Raw genomic sequence first — 19,984 nt, 5'->3', positions numbered from 1 at the left:
TTAGCAGCATCTAATCCAGACATAATATCTGTATGTAGTGTTGGAAATGCTTGTTGAGCTTCTGCAACATGCGTTGAGACACTATTAATTAGTCCATCAGCCATTACTGCTTGTTTATGAAGTGATGCACCAGCTTTTTGTACAGAATCTCCAAACTTATGGAAACTTTGATTTACTACGCGTAAATCACTGGCCATTTGTTTATATTCAGGCAATCTGCTTTTAAAACCTTCATGCATAGCTGTAACTTGTTGTCCGTAGTCCCGAACCCCATCAGCAAATTTACTGATTTCATCTTTTGGTAATGTACCAACCCATTTTTCTGCTGGCTCAACAAATGTGTCATTGATTGTTAGCCAGTAAAGACTTGTTTGGTCAATAAGCGATACCGTTAGATCCGTTACTGCAGTCAAAGTATCAGCATACCATTCGACCAATTGTTTTTTATACGCCGTCATATCGTTAGCATAGTTTTGAAGCTTAATTTTATCTTGTTGTGCTAGGTTTTTACCATTCTGAATTTGTTGAATAATATTACCTGAATCCTGATTCGCTTTATCTAAAACCATTATGCTATCTTTTAGTAGCATTAATTTGTGGATCTTGCCAAAATCCTCATTCATCATCTCTAAAGTAGCGATGGTAGAATTGTATTTTTCTTTTATAGCTGGATCAGCTTCTTTTTCGTAGATTTTATTCACTAAATTCGTCATATCAGAATTTTTTATGGTAGTTAGAAATCCTGATAAGCTTGCTGCAAGTTCACTTGAATCTACTAGAGCCATATCATAATTTTTAGTTTCTTTTGCTTTTTTAAAGCGTTCGGAATATATTTTTACCAAATTTGCAGTAGTTTTTAAATCTGCAATGTCCTGACGAATTGTATCTATTTTATTAGATAGAGATTGATCAAACACGACTGCAAATAATTTTTGCACAACGTATGTTTGACCATTGTAGTTCACCTTAAACCATAGAGGACCGTCTTCCCCTACTACTTCAAGAATTTCATCCTTTCTAACTTTTATTGGGTCAAATCCCCTTACAACTGTTCTGGATTTGTAGATATTTTGGTCGAGGGATTGGATTGTTATCCACCCTTTTACCATTTTACCTGTTCTATCAAATTGGAATTGTTTTCCTTTGTAGGTTACATTGCCTTTTTGAATCACACCGTTATCGTCTGCATAATACCAATGGGTAGTTTGAGAGAACCATCCTTTTTGTGCAGCTCCACTTACCGTATCAAAATAGTAGTCCTTTCCGTCTACGGTATTCCATCCTGAAGCTAGATTACCATTTTTATCGAAGAAATAGGTATCCTCCCCTGAACGTAATAATCCAGTATGTTTCACGCCTGGTTTGTCATAATAGTATTTCTTTTCTCCATCTACAACCCAGCCAACCGATTCATTGTTTTTTATACCTGATGTTGCCATGATTGTCCTATATAAGAACACAGAAAATTGCTCTCTTGTGACAAGTCCATTTGGATTAAAATTGCCATCACCAGTACCATTTGTGATTTTATTCCCAGCTAATATTTTGACATATTCGTTAGCCCAATGACCTTTCATATCCGTAAAGTCAAAATTCCCTTTCGGTTTTAAATCGAATGTTCTGACCAGTACTGCAGCCATTTCAGCACGCGTCATATTATTTTTCGGATTGAATTGTTTCTCTACATTTACGCTAAATATGCCCCGTGCAGTAAGTGCCAAAATTTCCTTTTTAAAATTGCTATCACCAATATCAACAAATGGATTATTGGTACTATCTTGCGGTTTTAAATATCGATACAAGAATGCAGCAAGATGTTCGCGAATAATAGGATCCGTAGCACCGAAATATCCATTTCCGTATCCTGTTATAATCTTATTTTCAGCCATATACATCATTTCTTTATATGCCCAGTGGGTTTTAGGAACGTCAATAAAAGATGATGAATTCACTTGACCATTTTGTTCTGCATACGCTGTTCCTACTGTACTGAATAATAAAATACATATCACAGAACTTAAAAATAATTTCTTAATTGTATTCATAATAGATCTCCTATTCAATTTTTAAAAATATAATTGCAAAATCAGCACTTATTTTATCCTTCATTTACGGCGTTTTATATAATTATCAAATTTCTATTCATACTAATATTTCGCATAAGGACAACCTAAGTCATTCTGTCTAAACAATAATTAGTTCATAAGATGTTTCATGTTTTAAATGTAGTAGCCCGTTTATGGAACCTTCTTAATAAACAGTAAAACCAAGTTTTTTAATTTGAAAATCCCTTAGTCTAAAATTCGCATTATGTTGAAGAGATCCATAATAATACTAATCTCCTTTCTCTTTGACGCGGCCTATTTGATTTAAAACTTCGACTTCCTCTGTAAACATTGGTGCATAGGTAGAAAGTAATTAAAATAATGATAATATAAGTCCTATGGTTTTCTTCATACTCGCATCTCCTTATCAATTCGTAAAAAACTTTTTAATTATATATTAGGTTTAATTACTATTAAAATAAAAAAATATAAATATACATAATTACATATTTACCTTCTCAATAGAGTGTACTCTATTGAGAAGCTTACAAGTTATTGATTTTAAAGGATTTAGAGTTTCTCAAATACACTTATCAAAATCGAAGCGTGGTATTTAATTTCAGAGTGGCCCTTGAAACCCATAATCGTTTCCGTACCCCTATAATGCTATTCATTTTTTTATACATTCCTATCCTGGCGTGGGTTGCAGAGTTTCCGTTTTTTACTGAATTAGCCGAAAAAATCACGCTAAGCAAAAAATATAATAAGCTGTCGATATAGACAGCCCTTTACATAATTATCTTTATTGGAATCAAAATAAGCTTACACATCCAAGCTGTTGATGATAGCTAATATTTGATGATCTGTCCATTTGCCATTAATCCTTATATTTTCTTTCGCTATACCTTCTTTTTTAAATCCCACTTTTTCTAATACACGAATAGATGCTAAATTATCAAGCATCGCTCCTGCTTCAATTCTATGTAACTTTAATTCCCTAAAAGCAAAATCTACAACAAGTTGAAGAGCCTCTGTTGTATAGCCCTTTGCATTATGCTCCTTATCTAAAGTAAATCCCGTATAACAGCTTTGGAGGTCTCCCCTAACAATTTGAGTTAATGAAATGTCTCCAATCAGTTTATCATTTTCTCTTAAAAAGATTCCGAAAGGGTATACTTGCCCTTCAGCTGTCTTTTTTAGAGCTTGTTCAAGACGTATTTTTTGATGTTCTTCTGTATAAAAAACTTCTGGGAGCAACGGGCAAACCCGTTGAAAAAATTCGCGATTTCTAATATGTAAGTTAGCTAACTCGTTAGCATCAGCAGTTTTATAAAGCCGAATATAAATGTGCTTCCCTACTAGTTTCATAACATCCCTCCAACATTTTTATATGTCTAATGAGGAAAAAATATACCGTATACTATATACAGTTGGATATTATCAGGAATCATTTTGCACGAAAGAAAAGACACTCCATATGAGTGTCTTTTCCAATAGTTTTTAGCAGAAGCAAGAAGCTCCAACGATGATTAATAAAATGAATAACACAACTAATAAAGCAAAGCCTCCCGAGAAGCCACAACCGCCACAACTACCACCATAACCCATAATAGTTCCTCCTTTAGATAAGAGGGGAAAACTAAGGTTCACTCATGTATTTTAATGGATTCGTTTCATCTTATGTTTTTTCGTATTGATTGAGCAGGTCCTTTCGAAAACTATTCACATATTAACTATATTTTTAAAAATGAATAATTCAACTATAACAATAAATAGATAAATTAATATAATGTATTAATTCTAAAAGAAGGGAGGAATAGCCATGCAATTAGTTTGTTTTAAAATAGTAAGTGGTCAGTATTTCTTATTTGTAGAAGGTATTCAAATTCCTGTACCAATTCCAGCAGTTGCTGCAGCTTTATTAATTGGTTTAGGAGTAATTCCACTTTGTTCTTAATGTAAGGAATTCGGATCATTCCTATCTTTCCATTGGAAAAGCCTCAAGTATATGAATACTTGAGGCTTTTCTTATAATTGAGAAAGACACTTTAACGTGGCTGAAGATCTCCTGATTTAACTAATGCGGCCGTTACATCATCACCGAAAGTATTAAAACAGAATACTTTCTCGTCTATCTTATCCATTACTGTAGCTTCACCTATCTTGCCACCTTGAAGTTTAATAAAATAGTTATGTTCTTCTAAAATTTTACTAAAATCTCTGTTTGCCCATCTTTCAGTAATTGCTAATAGCTCTTCTTTATTCTTGAAATTGTTTCCGTTTAGAATGTTTCTTACTTTCTCTGCATTCTTTTTGGACATAGGGGTTGCTCCCTTTCCTTCACACGCTTTTACTTTTTGATGAGTCATGCTATGCATAGCTGAAATCACTTCTTCTTCAGTAGAAGTTACTGTAATGTGAAGTTGTGCATTTGAACCTTTCACTTCTGCTTCATTCGATAGTGTGTCTTCTTTATTAACCTCTGCAAAAACATGGTCCTCACTCTCAAGCGGGACTTCAGCAAACTGTAACATTCCATAAGTCATACCAGTTGCAAGTACTACTACCCCTATAATAGATGCTAGCCAATACGTTAGCTTCTTGTCCATCTTCATTTCCCCTGTCTTCGTTTAAATATCTTAACTAAAGAGTACCATATTTGATTCCTTTTTATTGAAGTGTCTCTAATTTTTACTATAAAAAACGTATAAATCATTTAATACCAATATAACAACTTCACAATCATGACTATGCCTATTCTCATAACAGGATCTATATACGATGTCACTAAATCATCTGGTGAACTATTAGTTATTAGTACGGCTTTGCATCCTTATTCTCAAAAAGGATAATTATTGTACATACCAATTCTTATGTATAAAGACACCCAAAACAAGTGTTACGAAACAAATATAAAAAAGACATCTTTTCTAGGGAAAGATGTCTTTTTTATATAAACCTTAATGTTCGTTCTGTAAAATCCTCGCTGCCTTTACTCCTTCTTTCTCTTCTTTTAAGAATAACGATACGATAAATGCAACAATAATAAAGATTAACCCAAGTGCAAATGCACCTTGGAACCCTGACGTTAAACCGTTTAACTTCTCTACTGGATCCAGTGGATTTGCGGAGCTTTCCATATACTTAGTTGCTCCTGAAGACATTTTCGAAATAAAGATAGCTGTACCAATTGCACCAGCTACTTGCTGCAACGTACTAAACAGTGCTGTTCCGTGCGGATATAAATCTGGTGTTAACTGATTTAAACCGTATGTTTGTGCCGTCATGACAAACATGAGTCCAACCATTAATACGCTATGCATAACAATAATTTGTACCATTGATGTATCAGGAGTAATACCTTTAAATAAGAACATTGCTATCCCCACTAACACAATACCGGGAACGATAATAACTTTCGGACTAAATTTATCAAATAGTTTACCTGCGATTGGTCCCATTATGGCGCTAATAACACTTCCCGGAAGCATGATGATTCCTGATTTAAAAGCTGTAACGAGTAAAACTGTTTGCAGGAACATCGGTAATAAAGTCATCGTTGAAAATAGCGACATCATCACAATGACAATTAATCCAACTGATAATGTAAACATCGGAACTTTAAATGCTCGTAATTCTAAAATTGGATTCTCAATTTTCAATTGTCGAACGGCAAAAATACATAATGAGATAAGCCCAACAATTAAAGTGCCATACACTTTTGCATCGGACCATCCTAAATCACCCGATGCACTAAAGCTATACACAAGCCCGCCAAATCCTAATGTCGATAAAAGGATAGATGGGTAATCTACTTTTGGCCTTGTTAACTCTGAAACATTTTGAATGTACTTCATCCCAATCATAATGGAAATGATCACGATAGGAATAACAATATAGAATAACCAGCGCCAATTTAATGAATCCACAATTACTCCAGATAATGTAGGGCCAATTGCCGGAGCTGCCATCATCACGAGTGCGATTAATCCCATTGTCGCACCACGTTTTTCAGGTGGACAAATGATTAAAATCGTATTCATTAATAACGGTGTAATTAACCCCGTCGCTACAGCTTGGACGATACGGCCAATTAATAAAACGGAAAATGTCGGTGCGAATCCTGCAATTAATGTACCGACTAAAAACGTTACCATAGCGATCAAAAACATTTGTCTCGTTGTGAGCCATTGCTGAAGTAATGCTGTAATTGGAACTAAAACCCCAACTACTAACATGTATGCTGTAGAAAGCCATTGAATCGTTGAAGCCGTTACGTCAAATTCTTTCATTAATACCGTTAACGCATTTCCAAGTAATGTTTCATTTAATAATGCAACCATTGCACCTAAAAGTAATGCAATTAAAATGGGGGTATGTTTCAAATTAGAAGTATCAACTTTGCCACTTGTAGGGCTCTTAGTTGTCATATTCATTTACAGATTCTCCTCCTGTTTCTTACTTAAAAAACTTTAAATACACCAGAACACATGTAATATAATATACATATGTAGATTAAAAAGGGAGAATCAATTTTCAGCCACTGTATATTTAATCTACAAAAAAGGAGAAGTGTAGATGAATGATAATGAAAAACAACTTGATTTACGTATTAGACGTACACATAAATTACTGTGGGATTCCTTATTTGAATTAATGACGCAATCAAAACAGAAATATAGTACGATCACGATTAACCAAATATGTGACCGCGCGATGGTACACCGAACAACCTTTTATAAACACTTTGAAGATAAAGATGCTTTATTAGCATTTGGATTTAAACGATACAGCAAGATGATTGCTGAAATACCAGTTTCAGATCGATTAAGTAAACCATTTCAAGTAATGGAACAATTTCTACACCATGAAGAAATCGGTAAAATATTAGAAACGCAAATGTCTGATGAACAATTTATTAACCGAACACAGCATTTAAGTCACGAAACGAGAAAACAAGAAATAGACGCGTTAAATCAACTGCACAAAAATCATACGATGCCCAATGATTTAATCATTGAATTTTATTCAGGGGCAATCACCTCATTAAGCGCGTGGTGGTTTAAAAGTGAAAGAAAAGTTTCTGCTGCTGAAATGGATAGGTATCTCCATCAACTTATTAATCGGGATATTTTTCAGTTTGAAGAGGAATAAGACTACAACTTTTCAATCATGCAATAAAGTGAAACTTTAATCAGCCCTCACCAATCGGACTTTTACGGACAGCCCGACCCCCACCTAACTTCTTTGCTTCCACTGAATTTTGAGGTGGGGGTCTTACTGCCCGTTAAAGCGGGATCAAATTGACCACAAAATAGGAATATGATATATTTTCCGTAGAATACTATATAAGTATGACATCAAATAAAATGGCATATAATAAAAAGAAGAGATGGGCTAACATCTCTTCCTTAACTGCTACCGTATGGGTGGTGGTTATTATACGTTATTATTTTTTACGAAACCCACCCTTTTGCTTCCTACGGCGCGGAGTGGGTTTTTTGTTGTCCTTACTCAGAAGTTGCTTCCGCAAAAAATACGCTGAAACTTCACGTACAGTCGCTTTTACAAATTCTTTTACAAGGTCAAACAAAAACTCCATATTATTACCCCCTTTCCTTCCAAATGGAAAGAAGGGATAACCACCCACCCTCACAATATGCAGTTACATATATTTTAGCAAATGATTGTAAAGATATTATGTAAACAAAACAAATGAAATTTTATATAGAAAATATGAGTTTATATTATTTTTATTCTCTTCACTTAAATTTTCTTTTTTAATGAAAAATGTTAAAAGGAATTTCCCCTAGTGTCTTCTTATATTTTATGTAATCTACATATTTGACCTTTTCTACGCTCTTTAATTACTTACTGAATATAGTCATACAGATTTTTCGCTAACAATAAACAAGTTACTGTAATGAAAAGAGCACGAACATACCCACTTCCTTTTTTTATAGCGAATTTGGAGCCGACAATTCCTCCAGCAATTTGAGCAATCCCCATTATGAAGCCATACACATAGTTTACTTGCCCTACGTACATAAACATCAACAATGCACCAACATTACTTCCTAAATTAAGAAACTTCGCAGTACCTGCTGCTTTTAAAAAATCATACCCAATAAATAAAAGAGAAAACATTAAAAACGAACCTGTGCCAGGCCCTAGAAATCCATCATAAAAACCAATAGCAAAAATAAAAAAGGTAAAAATAATGACGTGTCGACCAGACAATTTCTTATGAGTGGAAATACTTCCCCAATCCTTCTTGAATATCGTATAAATAGCGACCACACCAAGCATGATCAGCATTAATGGCTTCAGTACTTCTGGATTCATTAAATGAACGGTCCATGCCCCTATTATGGAACCTATGAAAGTGATTGGAAATAATTTAAACGCCGATTTCAAATCAAGATTACCAGAACGATAAAACACAATATTACTAGTTGCACTTCCCATTGTCGATGCTAGTTTATTCGTAGCTACTGCACTTGCTGGATTCAGTCCTGTAAATAATAAAGCTGGTAAAGCAATGAGTCCACCACCACCTACAACTGAATCAATAAATGCAGCTACAAATCCAAAAACAATCAAAATCATTAATACGGATGGGTCTAAATAAAAATCCATATTGTTAACCTCCCCTTTAGTCACTATTGTAATAGTAACTACCAATTTGCTAAATGTAAAGAGTTATTGTAACGTTGAACCAATCGGGCTTTTACGGGCAGTTGATTCCCACCTAACTTCTTTGCTTCCGCTGAATTTTGAGGTGGGGGTCTTACTGCCCGTTAAAGCGGGATAAAAGCAAACATCGGAGGACGAAAAAAGTGGACTACATAGTGCAACAGCTTAAAAAAATTGGTTTCAATGAATATGAAGCTAAATCTTATGTATCTCTTGTTAAACAAGGGCCTGTCACAGCCTACCAAGTGAGTAAGGATTCGGGTGTCCCAAGAGCGCGAATTTATGAGATTTTAGGTAACCTTGTAGAAAAAGGAATTGTCATGAAGGAAGAAATAAATGACACCACTCGCTATTCACCTCTACCTGTTGAAATCTTTTTACAGAAGGCGCAAACAGAATGGCAATCTACTTACGAAGGAATAAGTGATTCATTAAAAAAACTAGAAACTTCCGAGGAAAAAACGAATAATCGAGTAATTACTTTAAAAGACAATCAAACAATCATTAGCTACTGTCAGACATTAATAAAAAAAGCAGAACGACGTATTGTCATTTCAATGTGGGATGAGATGTATGAAGCGTTAAAAGAAGATCTATCTGAAGTAGCTGATAAAGTTACAATACAAGGTATTACCCTACATGTTGAAAATCCCATTAAAAATCTAGAAGCCCATCGCATAACACCTTATACAGAAACCTTGTCTACAGAACATTGGTTTATTTTATCGATAGATTCTAAAGAGATGATTTATGGACCATCACTTGAAGAGCGTAATATTGCTTTTTATACAGATGACCCCGTTCATATATACTTATTAGAGGATTATGTATGGCATGATGTTTTAGTAAATCGACTTGTCCGACGTAGCCAAGATGACTTGCAGCAATGGATTACTGCAGAGAGAAGATCTTTCTTTATGGGGAAATGAGGAATATATTCAAGAGCAAACCAAAAGATTTGCGTATTAAACCTAACAACTTCTCCGTACAAAAATAGCCGACTATTATATAATAAATATTCGGCTATTTTTGTATAAATTTATACAGACGCTGCCGTTACCCCAGCGATTAATGAGATAAACGCTTCTCCCACTCTTTCACCTTTTCAATTGTTACATCTAATTTTTTAGCTATTTCTTCTACACTCATTCCTTTAAAGAGCATTCCAGCTGCCGAAAGTGCTTTATCAATTTCTTCTTGCTTCTCTTGTTCATATAAACGACCCACTTTTGTCATCCGTAACCACTCCTTTACCTTTTTCGCGTAGTCTTCATCAATAAATTTATCTGTAGCTACAAGAATCCCAGCAATAACTTGAATTTGTTCTTGCTCATCGGAGATACACTTTGCTACTTCTATCGTTTTTTCAATTAAAATTTGTCTTTTCTCTCTACTATGCATAAGTGGTACAAGTATTAATTTCATGGTTTCTTCATCCGTCAAAGATTTTCCTTCTTCCATTTTTCTAATAATCTTTTGAAGAATGGCATCACCATTGTATTCATTTAGTAAGACCGCTTTAGAATTTAAACGTATACTACATACATCTATTTCTTCTATAGGATTCATTACCTCACTTGTATAAATAACTACGATTCGAATATCCGGTAACTCTTTCCTCTTATTATAGTAACGATACATAATTTGATTCGCATAATCCATATACTTCAAATGGTTTTCGAGGAAACGGGTATTACTTTCATACTCTAACATTAAAATTGAACCATCTTCCATTTCAAATAAAGTATCTGAGCGCCTTTGATCTGCACGAACTCTCGAAAATTCATTTAGCAACAATTCTTTTATTCTTGGATAACCTTTTAACCCATATGCTTCAAGCCCTTTATCCCTATAACATTCACTTAAAAACTTCATCAGAATATCTTTATTATGATAAGAAATATCATTCCCTGCCAATAGCTAATCCCCCTTAACTATTAGTTACCATTTTCTTTATTATATAACTTATAAAATTAGCGTTACAACTTTCGTTCACATGCAGATACTATTTTCAAAACAACTTGCCCTTTCACTACTTTACCCCCTCCACAAACTGCCCAAACTCCTTCAAAAATCTCAGCTTAAAACTACCAACAGGTCCGTTTCGATGCTTCGCCACATGAATCTCCGTCATCTCCTTCTGCTTCGTTTCCTTATCGTAATAATCCTCACGATACATAAGCATAATGACATCCGCATCTTGCTCAATTTGTCCCGTCTCTCTTAAATCAGATAAAAGAGGTCGCTTATCTTGTCGTGCTTCTACCGAACGAGATAATTGCGATAACGCTACTACACAAACATTTAATTCCCGTGCTAATACTTTAAGCTTACGAGAAATTTCACTAATCTCTTGAAATCGATTACCCTTATGCTTTGGATCACCCGTAATAAGCTGCAAATAATCTACAATGACTAAAAGCTTTTTATCACCGTGCTTCCTCTTTAACTTACGAGTTTGCATCCAAATATCTTGTACCGTAACGCCTGCATTGTCGTAAATCTCAAATGGCAACTCACCAATCTCCGCAAACGCCTTACTTACCTTCTCCCAATCTTCCATCGCAAAACGATGCTTCGGATTTTTCAGCCTACCCCCTGACACTTCACCTATGCAAGAAGCCATCCTTTTTAACAATTGCTTACTACTCATCTCTAACGAAAACAATCCAACCGCCACTCCAGACTTCGCCGCATGCAATCCAACATTAAGCGCAAACGCAGTCTTCCCCATAGAAGGACGCGCACCAAGAACGACAAAATCACCTTCCTGCAATCCGCACGTCATTTTATTTAACGATGTATAACCAGTCTCAATACCAGTAATCTCTTTCACATCTTGATGAAGCTCCTCATACAAATCAACTAACGCATCCTTCAAATCAAACTCACATACAGAGTCTTTCTCCTCTAATTCACAAAGTGCCGTAATCGTCTCACCGATAACTTTCTCACTCTTCTCCGCAATAAGACGCTCTCCCATCTTGTGCCCGAGAACACCAGCCTGATACATTTTCCACGCACCTCGAACAAGCCCCTCATAATAAGAGAAGTTGGCAGTAGTAGGCACACCATCCATTAACCCTATAAAATACGCCATTCCCCCGATCCCCTCTAAAAACTTCGGATCTACCCGAGAAATGAACGTCACAAGATCAATCGGTTGCCCCTCTGATTCCATCTTTCGCATTAACTGAAATATAGACTTATGTACTGGCATAGAAAAATACTGCTCCGTCAAACGGCACTCCTTAATAAGCTCTCCATCAATTAATAGAGAACCTAACACCGTCTTCTCCGCCTCCACATTTTGAATACTCATGGCCGCCACCCGCGCTCCGCTAAAAAGCGCTGCAACTCTTCCTCAGATGGCGCATTCTTCTCCCACTCCTCACACCTCGCCAAAAACTCCTCCGTCTCCCCCGTACTAACAGACGACTCCTTCTTCCTAAAGCACGCCGTATCCGCCTCAACCTCAGAAACTTTCGTAAAACCTTTCCCATGCCAACCTCTCAAAATGCCCTTCACATAAGCAATCGTTCGCTTATTATTCTCAAACGCAATTTGAAGAGCCTTCAGCACAAGCTCCTCCGACAAATCATCCATCCACGCACTCAGTTCCTCCACCGCAAAAGGAGACAAACTACCGAAATGTTGCTCATAAAAAGAAAACACACGACTTCCCGTCTCTTCCTCTATAACCTCTTCTTCCGCCTCTATCTCCTCACAAACTGGCTCAACATCATCCACAGCCAAATCACTCGGCATACCGAAATGCGCTAAAAGCATCGGAACATTCAGCTCTTCCTCAGCGCACTTCTGAAGAAACATATGTACAAACTCCTTATTCTTCACACCCTTAAGCTCACGAAGCACGCACTTCTCCACATTCGTATTCGTCACCGGATTATAACGAAGCCAATTCAAAACGAATAACTCCCGCGTATCCGCATCATAAAGAATCTTCCCATAATCAATGAAGCGCTGCACAAGCTTATCAACAGTCTCCCGATTATAACCAGTCTCCATCTCAGCTAACCGCTTTGGAAAAGGAAAAATCCCACACTGCGTCGTCTTCGAACAAGTTAACAAATACACATAAAAATACCGCTCCTCCGGCGTCAAATCCAAAACAAAATCATCCTGCCAAAAATTCACCTGCACCGTACGATACACCGCCATCCCAATTCCTCCCGTCTCCGTTCAAAAGTGAAAACCTCTTCATAATATATATGGGAGGATGGCCGGGTTTTTGGCGTGTTATTTCAAAAATTTTTTCGACTCCTACTACGGTGTTTGTTGGTGTTTTTGTTTTGTTGTGCTTTTTCTTAGTGATTTATTACTTGGTAGGGGCTTGTAAGGGGCTTAGGAGGGGCTAGTTATCGGTTACTTCGATTAGGAAGACTCGATCTGAGAAGCCGCCTCTTTCTCCTGCTTTCTTTTTACGGATGTTGTTTATTTCTTCTAGTACTCTCTGCCAAGTAGCTATTTTCGATTTCCTTAGATTTAAACCTCATAAATAAAAAAGAAGACTTTGACAAAATCACGTCTTCATGTCTTAGTCTTCTTAATTTTTTATTGAATTGGCGGTACTTTAATCATCTTTATAGTTTGTTTTGATAATTCTCCTGTTGGTAATAAGAATTTCCCTCGAACGAAGCATTCTCCTTTTCCTAAACCGTGGAGCAATACTTGATCTCGCCTTTCTAAATACAGCTTCTCCGAAACACCTTTAATATCACTATCAATTGGATGAAAATAAATCGAAGTCGTAGCGTTTTCAAGAGCACTCATTTCTGTTGGTTTGAAATTAACAAATGATTGTGTTGCAAACCAAGCTGTAATACCAAATTTGCGTCCTTCACGAAGGATTTTATCCGAAGGTGAACCTGATTTAAAACTTAAATTTTGTGCCTCATCTAGAACCACAGGCATTGGTTGCTCTTCGTTTCCACGCTGTGCGTAATACCAAATTTCCCAAAGTAATAACTCTGTCATTAACTTTTTAATATTATCCTGATCGAATCCATCAAACTGGATAATAGAGATTTGTCCTGCTTTTTTATAATAATTATCCCATGTAAATTGCTCATTATAGTCGAATGGATCAATATCAACAAATTGCTGGAGCTTGTTTACGATAGAAGCTAACGTTGAGCCAGAAACGTCTTCTATTTCTTTTAACTCCAACATGAGTTTCTTCATTGTAAAAGCCTCTTCGTATTTATCGATTCCTTCTTTGATAGCCGTATAAATTGCATTCGCTTGCTGTGGACCAAAGTTAAATACCGATTCAAAAATAGCAGCTATTCGCCCCGCTACCTCATACGATTTTTCAACACGAAAACCATGGTTTGTGTAAAATTCACGTCGTAGAAACGGATTAATTGGTAACTTGTCATCATACACAATTCTTTCGTGAATACGATCACCCAAAACCTTAATAAACTTCTCATCAAGCTTTGATTTGGTATAGCTCGCTGAATAGTCAATAATTACCGAAGATTGTCCTACTTTAGCTAATTGAAGCAGCATAGATTGAATAAAATACGTCTTCCCTTCTCCTGAACGCCCACCAATGATTAAATGACGATTATTTAATTGTGGATGACCAAACTCCCAATAAATAGGGTCTTCAGTAGATTGCAGATAACCAAATAAAGGTCTAATCTCTTGAACCTGATCTTTTATTACAACGGAGTGATTTACATTCTCATTTTTTATTTCTATTTTATTAACTGCATCCTTTTCTTCTATTTCATCTATACTGACAGCAATTTCAGTTGCAGTAGTCCCCCCAATCGTTTCAATTCCAATATTATTTTTTGCTACGTCACCAGAATCAATTGCTATTTTTTCTTTTTGAGTTTCATAGCAACCACCAATCACGTTAGATGAATGTATGAAATCTTTCTTTAGCTCATTTGTCCCCTCTGAATTAGGCATATTTCCAACTAGCAACTCTGGTGTCGGTAAATATTCTGGTAAATCCACAGTTTGTTTCTTTCCATCTTGAATTTGATCAATTAAGATTATATTACTGTAATCGTCCCTTTTCAGCTCTTCAATCGTCATCCCTATTGCTTTATAGGCAATTCTTTCTGGAATATCATAGACCATTACGTCATTATACTTTTCCTTACATTTAACGTGCGCATCCTTCCTAAACGAAACAACGGCTCCAATGTTGAATGTTGTCTGATGATCTTCCGTGACAACAAATTTATCATTTAGTAATAGTTCAATTGTTTTTTCATCTAACTTATAACTCTTTTCTGGCCAAAATGCATTCACTTCCATTTTACGTGCATTAACAATGAATAATTTAGCAAAGAAATTACGTAGGAATTTCGCTTCAAATCCTGTATTTATTATTAGTTCTTGGCTTAAAATTTTCGTTAAATTCGTTACTTGTTGTGTTCCCTTCCTAATTATTTCATTTGAGTTATTACCAATTTTCACTTCTATCGGATAAAAATACATATAAAGCTGATCCTCATATCGCTTGACACCAATCATTAATAAATCATCACTTAGTGATCCTTTTTGACCTATTAATTTGCTTGAAAAGATTCCTTCTTTTTTGTTTAATCGTATATTCCCAGCCACTCGGACAATTTCTTCCATTGAAATAGGGACCCATATAATCTCTTGCTGTTCGTCTAATTCAATCATCATAAACTTAATTGCTGCTACAATACTCATTTTTTCACGTTGATCATGTCCTACATCCTGTACTGCTCGTAATAGCCATTCCCCATTGAATGTGTTAAATGCCTTTATAACTTGATTTATGTTCTTTTTCGGGAAAGCAATTCCATGTCTCATAAAAAATTCTTCGATTACGTTATAGTATTGTATTGACTTATTTGTCACTGTAATGGCATCATAATGATTCGATGAAGATAATTGATCAGAATAATGTACAATCACTAAGTCTTCTGATGTTTCTTGAAAATATTCTAAATCAACCGCTGGATCAATAAAAACGAGCCAAATCGATTGATCATATAGATTCCTCAAAAAATTCTCATCATCTCGGTCAATATGAAGACAAAGCATTTCATCTTTATGATAAGCATTTGCCCCTTTGTTTCTACGATTTGCACTCAGTTCATTAACTTTTGTAGCAAATCTAGTAAGTTGTGAACGTTTCTCATTTGATCCACCTATACCAAATCCACTACGATATCCCCCCTGTTCTGTACGCTTGGATGTTGGCGTGACATACAGCCCATCTAAATTCAGTGAGTTCGGAGCTTGCCTTACATTTTGTGTTGAAATGGATTCTTTACTCAACATTTTATAAAATTTCAAATGACTATATTCAATTGGCTCGCTAACTAATTTTTTTATAAAAATTAATTTCCTTTGAATAACTTGAAATACATCAATTCTATCAAAATTCGCCGTTTTACAATCAATATCAAACTCTGTTTTAAGTTTTTCTGCGTCATTCATGATATTAAATGCTTCAAACGCTGTTAAATTATTCTCATCACCATAGTAACCAACGACCTTAATATATGGTAATCCCTGAAATGATTTTCGACGCTTTATTTCATGCTTAAACCACTGTATAATACCCCGTAAAATTTCAACATCATTTTCTATATTAATAATATCAATTACAATTTCCGGCTCATTTGTTAACGAGAATAAATAGTCATAATATTTGAAGAACTGCTTCAATTTTTCTTCTACCACTTGTGCAAGATATTTATTCGTCTCGCCAATGGACACTTGAGTTTTCGGACGAAATTCATGCCATTCTGCTTGTAAACCGTTGTTACTTGGCTTATACACCTCGTCTAATTCATTTATTAAATAAGGGATTAGATATGCTGCATTTAGTTTTGACAATATATGACGATCCACTTCACTACCTGCAAGTTCATTAGCTAACATTAATTGATAAACCACATTTAACGGAGAAAACGGTGTCATATATAACACATCAGAATCTTGTAACGTGCCTAGATATAAAATGTCTCGCACTTCTTGGGACATATTCTCAGCTTCTTGAATTGAATCAATTGCTTCTACAAACGCTTCCACATACTCATTTGCTAGTACTACAAGTTCTTCATTATAAAAAGAGAAAGACGGGATTGTGTTGTTAATTTTAAAGTATTCTAAAAATTTATAGTAACTTGCCGCTAAACGTTCAGGCATTGCAATTTCTTTTGCATGTAGTCCTAATAAGTTCTTCTCTATTGTATGCAACCCCTCCTTTACCCACTTCTCTTCTATTTCATACAAATAGCGGAATTCTTTTTTTATTACTAATGGCTGACCACCAATCATAATTCGCTGATCGAAAGTTGTATATTCCACATTTGTTTTTTTTGACATCTTTCGCTGCCAAATTTGGAAGGCAGTCGCAGGAAAAGAACTTAAACCTTCATCTTCAATTTCAACGATAAATTCTGCTGCCTCAATTCTGACTTTAAAAGCTAACTTAGATGTTTCTATATCTAATATGTCTGGTGCAAATCGTAGCTTAAGACCTTCTTCAGGAATCTCGACTATCTCGTCTTTATTTTGCAACTCAAATTCAACTTCAGGTTCTTCACCAAATACTAAAAATTCGTTTTTCAGCTCCAATATAAGATGCCCTTTTGTATTTAATGAAAAACTATTTTCATGTACCATTAAACTTCTCATAGTAGTTGGTAGTACTAGGAACCTAAAACTATAATCACCCTTTGTCAAATTCTCATGCTTATAGTCCGCTTTTACAAATGTTGAACCATCTTTCAGCTCAAGTAATACTTCAAGTGAATGTCCCATTTCCTTAGTGAACTTTTTAGATTTATCTTTTATATATTCTTGCCTTGTATTTGCAGTAAATGGCAACTTAACTTTAAGTTTTTGTCCAGCCTCCGCCTCTGGGATAAAAATAACAAAATCATGCGTGCGGATACGGCTTTCAATTTTCCAATATTCCTTTACTAAAACTTCCTTGCCGGCTTCTTCTACTCGCCAAACCTTTACCTCTTCCGGCTTATATGCAATCATTTTTAGCGACTCAACTTTTTCCTTTGCTTTGATAATCTCTTCAAAGGTAAGTGAATCGTCATCTTTGAAAAGCTTTCTCCCAATTGAAGAATCAAATTTCTCCTTCAATAAATCCTCACCATTTCCTAATTCACGTATGCGTGTAACGTCCTCGAATAGTATTTGATTATCATTTAAACGCTTCTGGATTATTCGTTCTTCAGCATTATAGTCCCTAGAATTTTCTTCATATATATCACGTTTATTAATTAATATTTCTAACTTTGGATCTTGAAAATAATTAATCATTTTAATATCTTCAGTAGTCATTTCTTCCTGATTCACCCAAGTTAATAATTCCTCAAAATCTAAAAATGAAACATTTTGAATATATTGTATATCCTCTCTTTGCTTTAAATAGTTGTACAGCATTTCTTTATTATGTTTAGGTAATTTACTATTAGTTATCATTGTTCGTATATTACCAACCATACTAGAACTATGTAGTGGGAATCCTTCTGCAGTTAAATTAACACTACCTCCGCGAATAGAATCTAACTTCTTATTTGAAATCATTATAATTGAGGCATTCTCCCAATCCCCTTGCTGTTCACTCATCTTATTTCTTAATGTTACAATAAAATCCACATGTGTATTATCTAGTGTAGAAGCAATTACAAATTTGGCATTGCCATAACGTAATGCAATCGTTTTGTATTCACTTTTACCATCAGGACTTTCATACGAATAAGCTGACGCCTCTTCCAATACTTGTAACGCATCCACAACTCTCTTTATATACTCTTCAGAAGGTAACTCTAAATAATAACGACCGACCTCTTTATTTAAAGCTTTATGTTTAAAAAATATTTGTAATTGTTCCGCAACTATTTTATAAAATGGACTTAACATATTGTGCATCCCCACTATCACTTTTTTTATCTAAATAATTCAATCTATCTAATAATTCCATTATTTCCTGCTTCGTATCATCATCAACTTTGACACCTCGCTTATCAAACTCAATCCACAATTGATTTAGCTCAATACGAGGCTTATTTCCAACAGCAACAGCTGTTAATAATAATAATTGCTTCAAATTAAGCGCTAAAATTGTCCCTAAGGACCCGCCATTTTTCCTATAAAACTTTGAAATAAAGGCTGTATAGGCCAATGCATAACGCGAGAAAATTTCCGCACTAATTTTACTACGGATTTTCTCAAACATATAGCGATATGCTGTATCTATATCCTGACCATTGTACGCTTCTAACTCACCTAATCCATGGTAGCGATTAAAAACTTCATTAATCCATTTATATAACGATTCTATATATTCAATTTCTGCATCTCTACCCACTTTAGATAAGATTTTTTTGTAATCATGATAGTAAAGGTTTTCATCTGTTGTAAATGTATTTAAAGCTAAAATATTTAGTAAATGTTCATGTGTATAAAAATTCAAAATCTGATCTCTCACACGTAAAAAACCTTCCTTATAACCAAGTCTCCACTTCGAAGCTTTTTCTTGATTCATTAAAAATGGTAAACTATGTAGTTTTATTTCATCGAAATTACTAAACTTGTTCAATTGAAAAATAATTTGTGTCATCGCTATAAAAGTATAATGAATAAATAAATCATCAATATGCTCAACCATAAAACCTGGATTTTTGACTAAAGCTTTTATATCCTCTAAAAATGTTTCTTGATACTGTTTAAATATTACAGGGAATTTCTGTTTTAAAGAATTTTGCACCTTAGGAATTTCAACATTCAAAATATCATACATTAATCCCTCCGGTTGTAATTCACTCAAAATATTTTGAATTTCATCTTGTTGATCACGAATATAAATATCATAGAAAAATTGAATAATTTGCATTTGTCCTTTATATTCTGCCTTTTCCTCAGGTAATGCAATATACTTCAAATTTTGAAAAGAGCTCACATTATTCGTATCTTCATTCCTCAATTCATACATTAAAAACTCTTCAAATACCGCTTTCGATTCAGCGGAGTCATATTCTCCTCCATCCAAAATGCTATTTAAAACATTCTCAGCTGTTGTAAATTCTAATGTTTCGTTATCTATTAAGCGTAATAATGCTGCAGTTATCGCTGAGAATCCGCCTTTATAGCCTGCTCTGTCACCTGTTCGTGAAGGCAGTGGTAAAACTCTAACATATTTTTTCCGTTCAAAACTATATTTATCATTTTTATCTGTCACAAAATTCTGTATA

The 19,984-nt window shown here is 34.9% G+C and carries 15 protein-coding genes and 1 pseudogene; 3 read left to right on the top strand and 13 right to left on the bottom strand.

Going from position 1 to position 19,984, the window contains the following annotated elements; all coding sequences use genetic code 11:
* From DOS87_RS04965 to DOS87_RS04955, 3 genes are all read right to left on the bottom strand, one after another.
* Positions 1-2,045: S-layer homology domain-containing protein (locus DOS87_RS04965; RefSeq protein WP_208730218.1), on the bottom strand; the 2,045-nt coding region annotated here is incomplete at its 3' end.
* Between the two features lie 822 nt (positions 2,046-2,867).
* Positions 2,868-3,413: a GNAT family N-acetyltransferase gene (locus tag DOS87_RS04960; RefSeq protein WP_044783246.1), complete on the bottom strand. Its 546-nt coding sequence runs from the start codon at positions 3,411-3,413 to the stop codon at positions 2,868-2,870.
* Between the two features lie 132 nt (positions 3,414-3,545).
* Complete coding sequence (locus DOS87_RS04955; protein WP_000540375.1) at positions 3,546-3,653, bottom strand: YjcZ family sporulation protein; 108 nt, start codon at positions 3,651-3,653, stop codon at positions 3,546-3,548.
* A gap of 214 nt (positions 3,654-3,867) precedes the next feature.
* On the opposite strand from DOS87_RS04955, the gene DOS87_RS30020 reads away from it, so the two are divergent.
* Positions 3,868-4,002 carry a hypothetical protein gene (locus DOS87_RS30020; RefSeq protein ID WP_001177693.1) on the top strand — a complete coding sequence of 45 codons (135 nt, stop codon included), beginning with the start codon at positions 3,868-3,870 and terminating at the stop codon, positions 4,000-4,002.
* Between the two features lie 91 nt (positions 4,003-4,093).
* On the opposite strand, the gene DOS87_RS04950 is transcribed toward DOS87_RS30020, so the two are convergent.
* Both DOS87_RS04950 and DOS87_RS04945 read right to left on the bottom strand, forming a co-directional pair.
* Entirely contained in the window at positions 4,094-4,654 is a 561-nt protein-coding gene (locus DOS87_RS04950; protein ID WP_000358716.1) for a PRK06770 family protein, read from the bottom strand.
* A 351-nt stretch (positions 4,655-5,005) separates the two neighbouring features.
* A complete protein-coding gene (locus DOS87_RS04945; RefSeq protein WP_098506559.1) occupies positions 5,006-6,481 on the bottom strand; it encodes an MDR family MFS transporter in 1,476 nt (491 codons plus the stop codon).
* 142 nt (positions 6,482-6,623) lie between these two features.
* On the opposite strand from DOS87_RS04945, the gene DOS87_RS04940 reads away from it, so the two are divergent.
* The gene (locus DOS87_RS04940; protein ID WP_098578204.1) at positions 6,624-7,199 is read left to right on the top strand and encodes a TetR/AcrR family transcriptional regulator; all 576 of its coding nucleotides are present in this window, start codon (positions 6,624-6,626) and stop codon (positions 7,197-7,199) included.
* Positions 7,200-7,494: 295 nt separating this feature from the next.
* Here the strand turns inward: DOS87_RS04940 and DOS87_RS04935 are convergent, their stop codons facing one another.
* Both DOS87_RS04935 and DOS87_RS04930 read right to left on the bottom strand, forming a co-directional pair.
* A complete protein-coding gene (locus DOS87_RS04935; protein ID WP_016082654.1) occupies positions 7,495-7,647 on the bottom strand; it encodes a hypothetical protein in 153 nt (50 codons plus the stop codon).
* Between the two features lie 269 nt (positions 7,648-7,916).
* On the bottom strand, positions 7,917-8,684 hold the full coding sequence (locus DOS87_RS04930; RefSeq protein ID WP_000348437.1) for a TSUP family transporter: 768 nt from the start codon (positions 8,682-8,684) through the stop codon (positions 7,917-7,919).
* A 200-nt stretch (positions 8,685-8,884) separates the two neighbouring features.
* On the opposite strand from DOS87_RS04930, the gene DOS87_RS04925 reads away from it, so the two are divergent.
* Positions 8,885-9,670 (top strand): TrmB family transcriptional regulator, encoded by a 786-nt coding sequence (locus tag DOS87_RS04925; RefSeq protein ID WP_098578205.1) that lies wholly within the window; start codon positions 8,885-8,887, stop codon positions 9,668-9,670.
* 139 nt (positions 9,671-9,809) lie between these two features.
* Here the strand turns inward: DOS87_RS04925 and DOS87_RS04920 are convergent, their stop codons facing one another.
* The 6 genes and pseudogenes from DOS87_RS04920 to dptG form a co-directional block, all read right to left on the bottom strand.
* The gene (locus DOS87_RS04920) at positions 9,810-10,658 is read right to left on the bottom strand and encodes an RpnC/YadD family protein (RefSeq protein ID WP_000908110.1); all 849 of its coding nucleotides are present in this window, start codon (positions 10,656-10,658) and stop codon (positions 9,810-9,812) included.
* 115 nt (positions 10,659-10,773) lie between these two features.
* On the bottom strand, positions 10,774-12,063 hold the full coding sequence (gene dnaB, locus DOS87_RS04915) for a replicative DNA helicase (protein ID WP_142330517.1): 1,290 nt from the start codon (positions 12,061-12,063) through the stop codon (positions 10,774-10,776).
* The gene (locus DOS87_RS04910) at positions 12,060-12,923 is read right to left on the bottom strand and encodes a DnaD domain-containing protein (protein WP_086398407.1); all 864 of its coding nucleotides are present in this window, start codon (positions 12,921-12,923) and stop codon (positions 12,060-12,062) included. Before DOS87_RS04910 ends, dnaB begins: the two co-directional genes overlap by 4 nt.
* A 193-nt stretch (positions 12,924-13,116) precedes the next feature.
* Positions 13,117-13,209 (bottom strand): annotated as a pseudogene (locus DOS87_RS30015) (phosphoribosyl-ATP pyrophosphohydrolase); the annotation flags it as partial.
* Positions 13,210-13,316: 107 nt separating this feature from the next.
* Entirely contained in the window at positions 13,317-18,653 is a 5,337-nt protein-coding gene (dptH, locus tag DOS87_RS04905; RefSeq protein WP_086398406.1) for a DNA phosphorothioation-dependent restriction protein DptH, read from the bottom strand.
* Positions 18,634-19,971 carry a DNA phosphorothioation-dependent restriction protein DptG gene (gene dptG / locus DOS87_RS04900; protein ID WP_086398474.1) on the bottom strand — a complete coding sequence of 446 codons (1,338 nt, stop codon included), beginning with the start codon at positions 19,969-19,971 and terminating at the stop codon, positions 18,634-18,636. The genes dptH and dptG overlap by 20 nt, the downstream gene beginning before the upstream one ends.
* Positions 19,972-19,984: the final 13 nt, after the last annotated feature.

Source organism: Bacillus sp. CR71 (genome assembly GCF_003429245.1).
Taxonomy (GTDB): domain Bacteria; phylum Bacillota; class Bacilli; order Bacillales; family Bacillaceae_G; genus Bacillus_A; species Bacillus_A thuringiensis_S.
The sequence above is the reverse complement of the archived record's forward strand: the minus strand, read 5'-3'. Positions and strand labels throughout refer to the sequence as shown.